The organism is Bradyrhizobium sp. S3.7.6, from assembly GCF_054061875.1.
Map to the genome: position 1 here is coordinate 7,598,193 of NZ_JBSSEQ010000001.1, position 14,994 is coordinate 7,613,186.

Consider the following 14,994-nt stretch of genomic DNA (forward strand, 5'->3'; position numbering starts at 1 on the left):
CGAGGAAAGTGGATTCCGGGTTCGCGCTGCGCGCGCCCCGGAATGACGGCGGAGGCCGTAGCGCTACCGCCCCGTGCCGTACAGCTGCCGATACTCCATCTCATACGGCGCATACGAATCCTTCAGCGTCGCCATGTTGAGCAGCATGGTGGCCACCACCGCGCCCGTCTTGCCGAACACGCGCGTTTTAATCCAGGCACTCTCGGTGCGGCGGCTGCCGGAGAGCGCGACAACCTCACGCTCGATTTCGTACTCCTCATCGACGAAGAGCGGCCCCTTGATCAGCCTGATCTCCTGATCCGCGAACAGGCCGACCGCCGGCCCCTTCGCCGGCAGCGGATCGTCCTTGGAACGGTACTGGAAGAGTACGCTCAACATCTCCATCGGGATGATGGCCTTCCCCCACGGATTGTCGGCGCCTGAATAATATGGCGAGTTCTCGGTGATGACGGCGAGCTTCTGCCGGAGAGAGAACGGATAGAGGTCGCCCATGTTCTGGTCCAACGCCATCCGCACCGTCTGCCGTTTGCTGGTCTGCGCCACCTTCACATCGCGCAGGATCACGGGATCGGCGAGCGGCTTGAGCTCGGTGAGGCGCGCCTCGAGCGCGGTCGCCGCATGAGGTTCGCCGACCGAGGCCGTGCCGCGCAGCACCTCGGTGCCGTCGCGCTTGACCATCTGGATCTGGCACTGGCTCGTGCCGGGCAGCGGCTTCGACAGCATCGCCTGCACCTCCTCACCTTCGAAGCAGGCGTTGCGGTAATGCGCGGACAGGCAACCGCTCTCGAACCAGGCCTGCCCCCACAGCCGCGCGCCGAGCGGGGCGAACTGGCTGAAATGTGTCGGGCCTTCGATGGTGCCGCCCTTGAAGCCGAGCTTTTGCGCGGTGGCATCGTCGTGGATCGAGGCGTGCGCGTCGTAGACTTGCGCGTGAAGCATCTGGCGCGGCTGGCGCCACGGGCCAATCAGCGCCTCGGCCGTCTCTGTAATCTCGGTGTCGAATGCGTTTGCAGCCATGGTGTCCTCCACAGGCAGCCATGACTAGCAGGAGCGCCACGGATGCGGCTAGCCGTATTGACTTCGCCGGCCCATGCTCTTGACTGTCGCAATTCGCGTCGCGCCGCCGCTATCCCTCCCGCAGCGCAAACCCCCACGCCGAACGAGAGACGAGGACTCCTGAAATGACGCTGATGCAGGTCGAGCTGGACGACAAATACCGGCTCGAATCGAAGCGGATCTTCCTGTCCGGCACGCAGGCGCTGGTTCGGCTGCCCATGTTGCAGCGCGAACGCGACCGGCTTCAGGGCCTCAACACCGGCGGTTTCATCTCGGGCTATCGTGGTTCCCCGCTCGGCATGTACGACCACGCGCTGTGGCGCGCGAAGTCGCACCTCCAGCAGCACGACATCGCCTTCGTCCCCGGCCTGAACGAGGACCTGGCTGCGACCGCCGTCTGGGGCAGCCAGCAGGTCGGCCTGTTTCCCGGCGCCAAGGTCGATGGCGTGTTCGGCATCTGGTACGGCAAGGGCCCCGGCGTCGACCGCTCGGTCGATGCGCTCAAACATGCCAATGCGGCCGGCACCTCGCTCAATGGCGGCGTGCTGGCACTCGCAGGCGACGACCACGGCTGCCAGTCCTCGACGCTGGCGCATCAGAGCGAGCAGGTGTTCGCGGCGGCGCTGATCCCCGTGATCAATCCGGCAACGCTCCAGGATTATCTCGACCTCGGCCTCTACGGCTTTGCGCTGTCGCGCTTCTCCGGCTGCTGGGTCGGCTTCAAGGCGATCAGCGAGACCGTGGAAAGCTCGGCCTCGATTGACAGCGATCCCGAGCGCATCAAGATCGTGCTGCCCGATGATTTCGAGATGCCGCCCGGCGGCCTCAACATCCGCTGGCCCGATCCGCCGCTGGACGCCGAGAGGCGCCTGTTCGGCCCGAAGATGGCCGCCGTGCAGGCCTTTGCCCGCGCCAACCAGCTCGACCGCATCGTGCTCGATTCCAAGCCGGCACGGCTCGGCATTCTCGCGACCGGCAAGGCCTATCTCGATCTGCGCCAGGCGCTGGCCGATTTGGGCATCACCGACAAGGAGGCGCAGGACCTCGGCCTGCGCATCTACAAGGTCGCACTGACCTGGCCGCTGGAGGAAAGCGGCGCCAAGCGTTTCGCCGAAGGTCTTCAGGACGTGCTGGTGGTCGAGGAGAAGCGCGGCTTCATCGAAGACCAGCTGATGCGCATCCTCTACAATATCGATGCCTCCAGGCGGCCGACGGTCACCGGAAAACGCGACGAGCGCGGCGCGCCGCTGCTGCCGAGCGAGGGCGAGCTGACGCCGACCATCGTCGCGGGCGCGCTGGTGGCACGCTTGCGCAAGCTCGGGCATCACAGCCCGGTGCTGGAGCAACGCCTCGCCCGGCTCGAGGCCTTCGACAGTCCCGTCACATCAAGCACGCAGATCAAGCTCGCGCGCACACCGTTCTTCTGCTCGGGCTGCCCGCACAACTCCTCGACGCGCGTGCCCGAGGGAAGCCGCGCCATGGCCGGCATCGGCTGCCACGGCATGGCCTTGAGCATGCCGACCCGCCGTACCGATCTGATCTCGCATATGGGCGCCGAGGGCGTGAACTGGATCGGCCAGTCGCCCTTCACCACCGAGAAGCACATCTTCCAAAACCTCGGTGACGGCACCTACACCCATTCTGGCCTACTTGCGCTGCGCGCGGCTTCCGCCGCCGGCATCAACATCACCTACAAGATCCTCTACAACGACGCGGTCGCGATGACCGGCGGCCAGCCCGCCGAAGGCGCCTTCAACGTCGCGCAGATCGCGCATCAGGTCTGGGCCGAGGGCGTCAAGCGACTTGCGATCGTATCGGACGATCCGACGAAGTATCCGGAAGGCAACTACTTCCCGCAGCGCGCGACCATCCATCACCGCCGCGAGCTCGACGCCGTCCAGCGCGAGCTGCGTGACATCAAGGGCCTCACGGTCGTGATCTACGACCAGACCTGCGCAGCCGAAAAGCGCCGCCGCCGCAAGCGCGGGCTCTATCCCGATCCCGCAAAGCGTGCCTTCATCAACGAGCTGGTCTGCGAAGGCTGCGGCGACTGCTCGCAGGCCTCCAACTGCGTCTCGGTGCAGCCGCTGGAGACGGAGTTCGGCCGCAAGCGCCAGATCGACCAGTCGAACTGCAACAAGGACTTTTCCTGCGTCGAGGGTTTCTGCCCGAGCTTTGTCACCGTGCACGGCGGCAGCCTGAAGCGGATGAAGACGTCGGCGGTCGATTCCGGACAGTTGTTCGCCGACCTGCCGCTGCCTCCTGCCCGCGAGCTCGAGGCGCCGTACAACATCCTCGTCACCGGCATCGGTGGCACCGGCGTCATCACCATCGGCGCGCTGCTCGGCATGGCCGCCCATGTCGACGGCCGCGGCTGCTCGGCGCTCGACTTCACCGGCCTGTCGCAGAAGAACGGCGCGGTGATGAGCCATGTCCGCATTGCACGGAGGCCGGAGGACATCTCCGCGGTCCGCATCACCACCGGCGGCGCCGACGTCATTCTCGGCTGCGACATGATCGTCTCGGCAGGTCCCTCCGCGCTGAGCCGTGCCGAACGCGGGGTGACGAAGGCGTTCATCAACGCCGACCTGCAGCCGACCGCGAGTTTCGTGCAGAATCCCGATCTCGACTTCGAGATGGGCACGATGCAGACCGTGCTGCGTGACGCCGTCGGCGACACGAACCTCGACATCATCGACGCGACAGGCATTGCCTCGGCCCTGATGGGCGACTCGATCGCGACAAATCCCTTCATGCTCGGCTTCGCCTTCCAGAAGGGCGCGATCCCGCTGTCGCTGGAGGCCCTGCTCCGCGCCATCGAGATCAACGGCGCGGCGATCGAGATGAACAAGCTGGCCTTCACCTGGGGACGGCTGGCCGCCCACGACATGTCGCGCGTGCGCAGCGTGCTGCAGTTCAAGAGCCGCGCTTCCGCGCCGACGAAGTCGCTCGACGACGTGATCGCGACCCGCGCGGAGTTTCTGACCGGCTATCAGGACAAGGCCTACGCCGACCGCTATCGCACGGCCGTCGCCAAGGTGCGCAAGGCAGAGAGCACAGTCTCGCCCGCGTCCACGGAGCTCACCGAGGCGGTCGCCAAAAACCTGTTCAAGCTGATGGCCTACAAGGACGAATACGAGGTTGCACGGCTCTACACCGACGGCAGCTTTGCCAAGAAGGTGTCGGAGAAGTTCGACGGCGACTTCACGCTGAAGTACCACCTCGCCCCGCCGATCTTCGCGCAGCGCGACAAGACCACCGGACACCTTCAGAAGAAGGAGTTCGGCGGCTGGATGATCCACGCCTTCCGCCTGCTCGCCAAGCTGAAGGTCCTGCGCGGCGGCGCGTTCGACCCGTTCGGCCGCACCGAGGAGCGCCGGACCGAACGGAAGCTGGTCGCGGATTATCTCGGCATGATCGACCAGCGGATGGCCGGGCTGAAGGCGGAGCAGATCCCGCTGCTGGCGCGGCTCGCCCGCGTGCCCGAGACGATCCGCGGCTTCGGGCACGTCAAGGAAGCCAATATCAAGCTGGCGGCGGCCGAGACAGCGCGGCTGGAGGCCGAACTGGAGAACAGCCGCTTTGCGGCGGCGGCGGAGTAGCGGGGGTGCTGTCGCCTCATTCTCGGTGTCATCGCCCGCGAAGGCGGGCGATCCAGTACTCCGAGGCGGTTGTGGTTGAATCGATAGGCCGCGGCGTACTGGATGCCCCGCCTTCGCGGGGCATGACGGTGGAGGTAGTGGCTAGACCGAAGCTGACACGCCGGCAGCCGTCTCACGCGCCGCACCACCCTCCGCCAGATGCCGCCCCGCGATATACCCGAACGTCAGCGCGGGCCCGAGCATGATCCCCGGCCCCGGATAATTCCCGTTCATGATCGACCCCATGTCGTTGCCGCAGGCGTAGAGACCTGCGATCGGGGCCCCGTCCTCGCGCAGCACGCGCGCCTGGGCATCCACCTTCATGCCGATGGCCGTGCCGAGATCGGCCGGATGGATGCGCATCGCGAAGAACGGCGCGCGGAGGATCGGCGCGACGCAGGGATTGGGCTTGTGCGTGGCATCGCCGAGGTGGCGCTGATAGATGGTGCTGCCGCGGCCGAATTCGGGATCGCGGCCCTGCTTCGCATCAACGTTGTAACCAGCGATCGTCGCCGTGAGCACGGACGGATTGACGCCGATCTTCGCCGCGAGCTGCGCGATGTCTGGAGCCTTGAGCAACTCGCCGCTCGCCAGATAGCGCCGGAGGTTGAGCGTAAACGGCTTGATGCGGCCGAGGCCATAGCTCCACAGGAACTGACGGTCGCAGACGAGATAAAACGGCCGGTCCGGCTCGCCATTGCCGTCGCGCAACATCGCCAGCACGAACTCATGGTGCGACTGCGCCTCGTTGACGAAGCGACGGCCGGCCGCGTTGATGGCGATCACGCCGGGCTTGGCGTGGTCGGTCACCGTATGCGGAAAAACGCCACGGCTGCCATCGTCGCGACGGAACAGCGAGGCCGGCACCCAATAGGCCGGACTCGTCGCCTCCGTGTTGAGCGCGGCACCGGCCGTGGCCGCAAGCCGGAGCCCGTCGCCAGTGCCAGCGGTGCTGGCCGCCGAGACGAAACCAGCCGCGGCCGGGAAGAAGCGTTTGCGCAACACAGCGTCGTGCGAAAAGCCGCCGGTCGCAACCACCACGCCGCGACGCGCTGAGATCAGGCGGTCGCGGGAGCCGTGGCGGATGACAACGCCGCCGACGTGATCGCCCTGCATCGACAAGTCCTCAACATCGGCGCAGAAGAGAATCTCGACCTGCCGCGCCAGCAGCGAGGCATAGAGCCGCGCCGCGAGCGCGTTGCCGAGATGCAGCGTCGTGCCGCGCCGATTGCGTAGCCGCTGCAACGCGTATTCCGAAACGAGCCGCGCCGCGCGCAGGGTCGAACGCAACGATTTTCCGGCCCGGCGCAGATGCGGGATGTCGAGGCGGTTGACCATCATCCCGCCGAACAGCGTGAGCTCCGGCAGCGGCGCGCGCAGCCGCGCGAAAGGCGCGCCGAGCCGGGTGCCGTCGAACGCGACCGGCTCCAGCACGCGCCCGCCTGATGTCGCGCCCAACCGCTCCGGATAACAGTCCGGACAGGCTTTCACCGGCTGGAGGCGCACTTCCGTGTTGGCTTCGAGATAGGCGACCGCCTCCGGCCCGCGCGCGAGGAAGGCTGCGCGCAGGCCGGCATTGGCAGGCTCCGGCACCGTGCTCGACAGATACCGGACCGCGTCCGTGATGCTGTCGGACAGCCCGACGTCCTTCATCTTGGGATTGGCGGGGATCCAGACCATGCCGTCGCTCCAGGCGGTGGTGCCGCCGACGAACGCCGTCTTCTCGATCACCAGCACGCGCAAGCCTTCAGCGGCGGCCACCGCCGCGGCCGTCATGCCACCGGCGCCAGCGCCGACGACAATGACATCGTAGGTCTCATGCGCCGGCATCATGCGGCAAGGGTCCGGGAAAGAGGCATGACGCCGTCATACCTCGCCCGGAGGCACCAACGCTAGCGCGCCGGCTTGCGCTCGATCGGGTCGATATCGATCGCCCGCAAGCGGCCGAGCCGCAGCACGTCCATGGCGAGCCGCCGGCCGATCCGGTCGCGGTCGAGCACGCGGATCAGATCGTCGACGCCGTTGATATCGACACCATCGAGCTTGATGACGACGTCGCCGGGCAACAGGCCCGCCTTCGCCGCCGGTCCATTCGGCTCGATCTGCATCAAGAGCGCGCCCATCTTGTTGTCGACGCCGGCCAGTACCGCGTGCCGCCGCGGGACCGGTGCAGTCTGCCCGGCGACGCCGATAAAGGCGCGGCGGACATAGCCGTGGCGGATGATCTCCGACAGCACGAACTGCGCGGTGTTGCTGGCGACCGCGAAGCATATGCCTTGCGCGCCATTGATGATGGCGGTGTTGATGCCGATCACCTCGGCATTCGACGACACCAGCGGCCCGCCGGAATTGCCGGGGTTGAGCGCAGCATCGGTCTGGATCACGTCCTCGATGGTGCGGCCGCTCACTGAGCGGATCGAGCGCCCCAGCGCCGAGACCACGCCGGCGGTCACGGTCGACTCGAAGCCGAGCGGATTGCCGATCGCGATCACGAGCTGGCCGCGCCGCAGGGTCTTGGAGTTGCCGAGCGCGGCATAGGGCAAGTCGCGCACACCATTGGCGCGCAGCAACGCAAGGTCGGTGTCGGGATCGACGCCGAGTACGCGGGCCTCACCGACGTTACCCTCGACGTCCCGCAGCCGGATCTCCCTGGAGGAACCGACCACGTGGCTATTGGTGAGCACGAGCCCGTCCGGCGAGATCACGATGCCGGAGCCGAGCCCGCCGCGCTCGCGGCCGTTCGGCACCTTTGGCCCGGTCTCGACGCGCACGACGGCGGGGCCGACACGGTCGGTCACGTCGATCACGGCATTGGAATAGGCGTCCAGCAGAGCCCGGTCGTCGACCGGGGCAGACGCTGTCGCTCGCGATGACGCGGCGTCATCGACGATGTCTGAGGTAAAATCCAGCATGGCAAGAGTCCTTGAGGCTCACACAGATGGTGGCCTGTTCCTGCCAACGCAAGGGACCCGCCTGGGGCGCAAGGCTGGGCTGTCAGGACTTGACCTACCAAGGTGGCTAGGGCGCCCGCCGCAGCGTGCCCGCCCTCGCCTTGACCGGGTCGAGCAGCGACCAGTCGCCGTCCGGGAGCACGTAACCCTTGGGGAACGGCGCGCGCAGCTCGAGCCCGAGCGAGCGCAGCACCCGGTCGTCGCGGTAGTAGCATTGCAGGACGACGCGGACGAGCGTTGCGGCAGCCGCGCCGCCGGAGCTGCGGAACTCCTGCGCCACCGCATCGCGCCTGGCGGCATCGAGCTCGGCGAACGGTTGCCCTGCGAGCCGGGCCAGATGGTCCAGCGCCGCCGCCACCAATTTGGTGTCGCGGCCCAGCGTCGTCAGAATATCGGCCTGGATCGCGGGGTCGTCGGCGCCGGGCACCTTGTACTCGTCGCTGGCGGGCACGATCATCGCAGCGATGGTGCGGAGATCGTTGCATTGGGCGCGCGTGAGTTGATTGTCTGCGGACATGACGGCCTCAGTCGAACAAGTTTGCGAGGCGCTGCTTCATCTGGTCGGCGATGTAGAGCGCGAGGGCCTGGATGGTGGACGTCGGGTTCACGCCGCCCGAGGTGACGAAGATGCTGCCGTCGACGATGAAGAGATTTTTGACGTCGTGCGTGCGGCCCCATTCGTTGACGACGGAGCGTTCGGGGTCGGTGCCCATCCGCGCGGTGCCGAGCAGATGCCAGCCGCCCCACGGGATCGGCGAGTTGACGCAGATGTCGGTCGCCCCCGCCATTTCCAGAACCTCGCGGCCGCGCGCGAGCGCATGCTCCATCATCTTCCGGCTGTTCTCGCTGATCGAGTAGTCGATCTTCGGTGCTGGAATGCCGTGGCTGTCCTTCAGGACAGGATCGAGCGTGACGCGATTGTGCTCCTCCGGCAGGTCCTCGCAGATCGCGGAGAATCCCAGCCGATGGCCATTGAGCTTGCGGAAGACGCGGTGATGATCCGCGCCCCACGGCAAAATGCCCCTCTGCTCGCTCACGACAGCCTCGAACACCGGTCCTGCCCCGCGCACGAACTGGACGCCGTAGCCGCGTACGAAACCGCGCGACAGGTCGGTGTCATACCATTCCTTGCTCCACAGGCAGGTCGGCGGCGCGCGGTTGCTGTCGGTCGGCTCCTTCACATAGCCGTAGATCTGCGCATAGGGATGGAACATCAGGTTCTTGCCGACGAGGCCCGACGAATTGGCAAGACCGTGCGGGAAGCGGTTGGATGCCGAGTTGAGCAGCAGCCGGGGCGTGCCGACGCCGTTGCAGGCGATGATGACGACATGCGCCGGCTGGAACTGCTCGACGCCGTCCTTGTCGTAATAGACCGCGCCTGAGGCCATGCCGTTCTCGTCGGTGGTGATCTCGCGCACCCGGCAATGCGTGCGCAGCTCGACGCCGGCACGGATCGCGTGCGGCCAATAGGTAATGTCGGTCGAGGACTTTGCGCCTTGGGCGCAGGCCGGCGTGCAATGGCCGAGATTGATGCAGCGCGCGCGGCCCTCATAGTCCGTGGTCGCGACTGTCGTGTCCGACGGCCACCAGTGCCAGCCGAGCTTGTTCATGGCCTTGCCGATGATGGCGCCGGACAATCCCATCGGCTGCTGCGGCATCGGCGGATGCGTCAGCGGTGACAGCGGATCGCCCGATAGCCCAGACGTGCCCATGATGCGGTCGTTCTCTTCGAAGAACGGCGTCAGCGCGTCGTAGTCGATCGGCCAGTCGTCAGCGACGCCGTCGAGCGTCTTCACCTTGAAATCGGAGGGATGCAGCCGCGGCCAGTGCGCGGTGTACATCACCGTCGAGCCGCCGACCGCGTTGTAGTTGACGACCTTGATCGGCGAATTGTCGTCGTTGATCGGATAGTCCTCGGGCCGGCCGCGGACATTCGGGCTCGACGACCACTCCCCGTAGAACTTGGCCTCCCAGTCGCGGCCCGTGCTGGGATATTCCGCCGGGTTCATCCAGCCGCCCTGCTCCAGGCAGAGGATGTGCATCTTGGTCTCGGCCAGCGACCACGCGATCGCGGCACCTGAAGCGCCGGCGCCGATGATCAGGACGTCCACGGGGTCTTTCATCGAACTTTCTTCCTCCCGCCCTCGCCGCTTCAAGGGCGATTCGGTCTACGCAGGTTTTTGATCGTGCCGAACGATAGGGGCAGACCGGCCGGTCAGTAAAGGCTGGCCCGCGAATGTCGCACTTCGCAGGGCGCAGACCATTGGTATCGCGACCTCCGGATGCTAGGAACGAGGCGCCAGAGCAATCGATAGCGAGACGTTATGTCCTTTAGGAATTCATTTGCCGCCGCCCGCGCCTTCGCGCTTGTTTCGTTTCTCGCTCTGTCCGGGTTTCTGGCCTCTTCCGGGCCCGCCTCCGCGCTGACGGCGGCCGCGACCGTCCGGGACGCCAATTCGATCCAGCTCGGCGACGTCACCTACCGCCTCGACGGCGTCGACGCGCCCGAGCTGGACCAGGTCTGCATCGACGATCACGCCGATCCCTGGACCTGCGGCATCGAGGCCCGCGACCAGCTGGCGAAGCTGATCAACAAACGCAGCGTGCGCTGTGACGATGTCGGGCCGGAAAAGAGCTTCGGCAAACGGCACCGGGCGATCTGCACCGCCGAGGGCGACAAGGTCTCGTTGAACGAGCAGCTGGTCAAGCTTGGCTATGCCATCGCCCGCGAGCCGATCAAGGCGAACGTCAAGGCTGCCGCGGCCGATGCCAAAACCGCGTCAGCCGGCATCTGGAAGGGCTGCTTTGTTGCACCGCAAGAATTCCGCATGGGCAAGAAGGACGGCACGCTGCTCGGCGCCGCCTGCCGCGCCGACCGCGACAAGGAAATCCGCGCGGCGCTGTTTCCGGAGGAGCTGACCATGCCGCCGAGTTGCAGCATCAAGGGCAAGCTCGCCGTGCGCGCGCGCGTCACCGGCAATATCGGCATCTATCACTTGAGAGGCTGCCCAAGCTATCCCGCGACCACCAAGCCGGACCGCTGGTTCTGCTCGGAGGACGACGCGCAGGCCGCCGGCTTCCGCAAGGCCTACAATTGCCGCCGGCCGAAATGAGGAAGCCCGTCACGAGCATGTGAGCGGTAGCCGGAGACAGTATTGATCCGGAATTGAACTCTCTCGGTGGTTGCTACATCTAATATGTACGCAAGCGCTTTGCGCGAGCGTTCCTTGGCAGCAATCCGGCTTCGGTCCGATTGCTTTGCTCGGGCGTTTCCTCCCTAGACTTGGGCCGCTTGTCACAACAAGCGGCTCTTCTTTTTTGTGCGCCCTATTTCCGCATCGGCATGATCTGGTCCATCGGCGGCATGTTTGCATTCAGATGCCCCATGATCCAGACGGTGCCGCCGACGACCAGGAAGACGACCAGAAGGCCGAAGGCGAGCGCCAGCACGTTGTTGGTATTGTCAGGCCCGGTCGTGATGTGCAGGAAGAACACGAGGTGCACGCCCATCTGCGCGATCGCCAGCACGATCAGAGCGACGGGGATCGATGGCTGCCAGACCAGGTCGGTTCCGGCGATGAAGAATGACGTTGCCGTAAGCAGCAGCGCGAGGCCGAGCCCAACGACATAGCCGAGCACCCGCTCGCCGACGCTGTGTTGCTCTTCCTCGCCCGGTGCGAGATCGTGTCCGGTCCGCACATGCGTCTGATCGCTCATACGGCACTCCCAAGCAGGTAGACGACGGAGAAGACCCCGACCCAGACGATGTCGAGCGCATGCCAGAACAGCGCAAAGCACATCATCCGGCGCAAGACGTCGGCGCGAAAGCCCTTTGCGAATACCTGGGCTATCATGGTGAGCAGCCACAATATGCCGGCCGAGACGTGCAGGCCGTGGCATCCGACCAGCGAGAAGAACGAGGTCAGGAACGCGCTGCGCGACGGGCCATAGCCGCGTGCGACGAGGTCCGCGAATTCGCGGAACTCGATAGTGAGAAAGATCAGTCCGAGCACGCAGGTCACGGTCATGCCGAGATAGAACCAGAACCGGTTGCGCACGTCGGCGGCAATGCTGGCCATGCCGCAAGTGAAGCTCGACAGCAGCAGGCAGACCGTCTCGATCGCGACGTTGCGCTGCTCGAAGATCTCCGAGCCGCTGGGGCCGCCCGCGGTCTGGCCGGACAGCACCGCATAGGCCGCGAAGAAGCAGGAGAACATCACGATATCGGAGAGCAGGAAGACCCAGAAGCCGTAGGCGGTCACGATCCGCTTCGATGCCGGACCTGGATGCTCGACAACGAGCCCGATATGGTGGGGGTCGGCATGCGCGCGGCCCGCGGTCGCCGTCATCGACATCAGAGCGCTCCCGCCATGCTGACGAGGCTGCGCCGTTCCTCGATATTGATGCGATCGATCGCTGCGACCTCGTCGGCCGGAATGACGTATTCGTCATGGTCGCGCCAGGCGAACACGACGAAGGTCGCGAAGGCGCCGATGCCGCCCAGGATCACCATCCACCAGATGTGCCAGATCAGCGCGAAGCCCATGATGGTGGCGAAGAACGCGCAGACGAAGCCGGTCGGCGAATTCCTGGGCATCTCGATATCCTGATACTCCGGCCGATCATGCTCGAGCTGCTGCTGCTTGGCATGGGCCTTCTGATCCCAATAAGCATCCTCGCCGCGCACATCCGGATAGAAGGCGAAGTTGAACACGGGCGGCGGCGACGAGGTCGCCCATTCCAGCGAGCGGCCGTCCCAGGGATCGCCGGTGCGGTCGCGCAGGGCCTCGCGGTTGCGGATGCTGACCACGAGCTGCACGATCTGGCAGATCACGCCGATCGACAGCACGGCCATGCCGGCGGCCGCCACGAACATCCATGGCCGCCAGGCCGCGACGTCGTAGTGCTGCATGCGCCGGGTCATGCCGAGCATGCCGGCGATATAGAGCGGAATGAAAGTGACGTAGAAGCCGAGGAACGTGAACCAGAACGCCGCCTTGCCCCAGCGCTCGTCGAGACGAAAGCCGAACGCCTTTGGGAACCAGTATTCGAAGCCGGCGAAGGCGCCGAACAGCACGCCGCCGATGATGACGTTGTGGAAGTGCGCCACCAGGAACATGCTGTTGTGGAGCATGAAGTCGGCCGGGGGCACCGCGACCAGCACGCCCGTCAGCCCGCCGATGATGAAGGTAACCATGAACCCGACCGCCCACAGCATCGGCGTCGCAAAACGGATGCGGCCGCCATACATCGTGAACAGCCAATTGTAGATCTTCACGCCCGTCGGTATCGCGATGATCATGCTGGCGATGCCGAAGATGGCGTTGACGTCGGGGCCAGCGCCCATCGTGAAGAAATGGTGCAGCCAGACCATGAAGGAGATGACGCAGATCGCCATGGTCGCGAGCACCATCGAGCGGTAGCCGAACAGCGCCTTGCCCGAGAAGGTCGACACCACCTCGGAGAAGATGCCGAAGGCCGGCAATACGAGGATATAGACCTCCGGGTGCCCCCAGGCCCAGATCAGGTTCATGAACATCATGACGTTGCCGCCGGCTTCATTGGTGAAGAAGTGGAAGCCGAGGTAACGGTCGAGCAGCAGCATCGCGAGCGTGGCGGTGAGGATCGGAAAGGCGGCGACGATGAGCAGGTTGGAGGCCAGCGTGGTCCAGCAGAACATCGGCATGCGCAGATAGTTCATGCCCTTGGTGCGCAGCTTCAGCACGGTGGTGACGAGGTTGATGCCGGCGACCAGCGTGCCGACGCCGGAGATTTGCAAAGACCACGCGTAATAGTCGACGCCGACGCCGGGCGAATAGGACAGTTCCGACAGCGGCGGAAAGGCCAGCCAGCCGGTGCGCGCGAACTCGCCGACCACGAGCGAGATATTGACCAGCAGCGCGCCGGTCGCGGTCAGCCAGAAGCCGACCGAATTCAGCGTTGGGAAAGCAACGTCGCGCACGCCGAGTTGAAGCGGCACGATCAGGTTCATCAGCCCGATCACGAACGGCATCGCCGTGAAGAAGATCATGATGGTGCCGTGCGCCGAGAATATCTGGTTGTAGTGCTCCGGTGGGAGATAGCCTTGTGACTGGTAGGCGACCGCCTGCTGGAGCCGCATCATGATGGCGTCGCTGCCGCCGCGCAGCAGCATGACCGAAGCGAGCAGGATGTACATCACGCCGATGCGCTTGTGATCGACGCTGGTGATCCATTCGTGCCAGAGATAAGGCAAATGACCTTTCACGACGACCCAGATCAGCACGCCGAGGATCGCGACCAGCACGACGGCACCCGCGACGAGGGGTATCGGCTGGTCGAACGGAATCGCCGACCAATCGAGCTTACCGAGCATCGTGGCCTCCACTATGCGGCCTGCCGGCATCGGAGAGTAGCTCCGGGCCGGGCCCTGGCGGAATGTGCTGGGTTGCGATCAGGTCGAACAGACGGGGATCGTCCAGGCGAAAGGTCAGCCTGTTCTTCTCGATGCCCTGCTGCATCAGCTTCGTATAGCTCTCCTCGTTCAGCACGGCATCGGTCTTCGCAATGGTCGCGACCCAATCCGGGAAGGCGAGCGGCGAGATCACGTTGACGTCGAACATCATGTCGGGAAAGCCGTCGCCGGAGAAATGCGCCGACAGACCCTGCAGCTTGCCCTCATTGTCGGCACGCAGGTTCAGCTTCGTCACCATGCCGTTCATGGTGTAGATCATGCTGCCGAGCTGCGGGATGAAGAACACGTTCATCACGCTCGACGACGTCAGCTGGAAATTCAGCTCGGCACCAGCCGGCACCGTCAGCGTGTTGACGGTGGCGATGCGCTGGTCCGGATAGATGAAGAGCCATTTCCAGTCGAGCGAGACCGCCTGGATGCGGACCGGACTGCCGGTGCCCGGCACGGGCGCGGCGGGATCGAGCTGGTGCGAGCCGATCCAGGCGACGCCGCCGAGCAGGATCACGGTGAGCGCTGGGATCGCCCACACCACCATCTCGACGCGGCCGGAATAGACGAAGTCGGGCTGGTAACGTGCTCTCGGATTGGACGCGCGAAACCAGAACGCAAAGGCCAAAATCGCGAAAATGGTCGGCACCACGATCACGAGCATGATGAAGACGGAATCGACCAGGATGGTGCTGTTGGCGGCAGCCACCGGCCCTTTTGGATCGAGCAGATTCATCGGCAAGCCACTGGCGATTGGGAAACCCCAGGCGAGAGCCTAGCGCGGAAAAGCCCCCGCAACAAACGCAAGCTCGGCAGAACGGTTCCGCGATACGCCCGCTTAATTGTGCGCCGTGCCGCCCGGCGGCATGCAATTCCATGCGATGTCAATGACATCTGCGCGGGA

The 14,994-nt window shown here is 65.3% G+C and carries 11 protein-coding genes; 2 read left to right on the plus strand and 9 right to left on the minus strand.

Annotated features, from left to right (window positions below):
• Positions 1 to 63 precede the first annotated feature (63 nt).
• Entirely contained in the window at positions 64 to 1,017 is a 954-nt protein-coding gene (locus ACVJ5M_RS36765) for a hypothetical protein (RefSeq protein ID WP_063984858.1), read from the minus strand.
• A gap of 164 nt (positions 1,018 to 1,181) precedes the next feature.
• Between ACVJ5M_RS36765 and ACVJ5M_RS36770 the strand changes: the two genes are divergently transcribed.
• A complete protein-coding gene (locus ACVJ5M_RS36770) occupies positions 1,182 to 4,658 on the plus strand; it encodes an indolepyruvate ferredoxin oxidoreductase family protein (RefSeq protein WP_231144390.1) in 3,477 nt (1,158 codons plus the stop codon).
• 141 nt (positions 4,659 to 4,799) lie between these two features.
• Here the strand turns inward: ACVJ5M_RS36770 and ACVJ5M_RS36775 are convergent, their stop codons facing one another.
• The 4 genes from ACVJ5M_RS36775 to ACVJ5M_RS36790 all read right to left on the minus strand — a co-directional run bounded on the left by ACVJ5M_RS36775 (position 4,800) and on the right by ACVJ5M_RS36790 (position 9,771).
• Positions 4,800 to 6,530, minus strand: coding sequence for an FAD-dependent oxidoreductase (locus ACVJ5M_RS36775; protein ID WP_063984860.1), 1,731 nt, complete (start codon positions 6,528 to 6,530; stop codon positions 4,800 to 4,802).
• Between the two features lie 59 nt (positions 6,531 to 6,589).
• The gene (locus ACVJ5M_RS36780; protein ID WP_283018522.1) at positions 6,590 to 7,609 is read right to left on the minus strand and encodes a S1C family serine protease; all 1,020 of its coding nucleotides are present in this window, start codon (positions 7,607 to 7,609) and stop codon (positions 6,590 to 6,592) included.
• Between the two features lie 106 nt (positions 7,610 to 7,715).
• On the minus strand, positions 7,716 to 8,165 hold the full coding sequence (locus ACVJ5M_RS36785; protein ID WP_063984862.1) for a gluconate 2-dehydrogenase subunit 3 family protein: 450 nt from the start codon (positions 8,163 to 8,165) through the stop codon (positions 7,716 to 7,718).
• 7 nt (positions 8,166 to 8,172) lie between these two features.
• Positions 8,173 to 9,771: a GMC family oxidoreductase gene (locus ACVJ5M_RS36790; RefSeq protein WP_063984863.1), complete on the minus strand. Its 1,599-nt coding sequence runs from the start codon at positions 9,769 to 9,771 to the stop codon at positions 8,173 to 8,175.
• A 201-nt stretch (positions 9,772 to 9,972) separates the two neighbouring features.
• Here ACVJ5M_RS36790 and ACVJ5M_RS36795 point away from each other — a divergent pair, with 201 nt between their 5' ends.
• Positions 9,973 to 10,761, plus strand: coding sequence for a thermonuclease family protein (locus ACVJ5M_RS36795; protein WP_063984864.1), 789 nt, complete (start codon positions 9,973 to 9,975; stop codon positions 10,759 to 10,761).
• A 214-nt stretch (positions 10,762 to 10,975) separates the two neighbouring features.
• On the opposite strand, the gene cyoD is transcribed toward ACVJ5M_RS36795, so the two are convergent.
• The 4 genes from cyoD to ACVJ5M_RS36815 are packed head-to-tail and all read right to left on the minus strand — an operon-like array spanning position 10,976 to position 14,826.
• A complete protein-coding gene (gene cyoD / locus ACVJ5M_RS36800) occupies positions 10,976 to 11,365 on the minus strand; it encodes a cytochrome o ubiquinol oxidase subunit IV (protein ID WP_028150137.1) in 390 nt (129 codons plus the stop codon).
• Entirely contained in the window at positions 11,362 to 12,003 is a 642-nt protein-coding gene (locus ACVJ5M_RS36805; RefSeq protein WP_063984865.1) for a cytochrome (ubi)quinol oxidase subunit III, read from the minus strand. The genes cyoD and ACVJ5M_RS36805 overlap by 4 nt, the downstream gene beginning before the upstream one ends.
• Positions 12,003 to 14,003, minus strand: coding sequence for a cytochrome o ubiquinol oxidase subunit I (gene cyoB, locus ACVJ5M_RS36810; protein WP_063986581.1), 2,001 nt, complete (start codon positions 14,001 to 14,003; stop codon positions 12,003 to 12,005). Before cyoB ends, ACVJ5M_RS36805 begins: the two co-directional genes overlap by 1 nt.
• Positions 13,993 to 14,826 carry a cytochrome ubiquinol oxidase subunit II family protein gene (locus ACVJ5M_RS36815; RefSeq protein ID WP_063984866.1) on the minus strand — a complete coding sequence of 278 codons (834 nt, stop codon included), beginning with the start codon at positions 14,824 to 14,826 and terminating at the stop codon, positions 13,993 to 13,995. Before ACVJ5M_RS36815 ends, cyoB begins: the two co-directional genes overlap by 11 nt.
• Between the last annotated feature and the right edge of the window lie 168 nt (positions 14,827 to 14,994).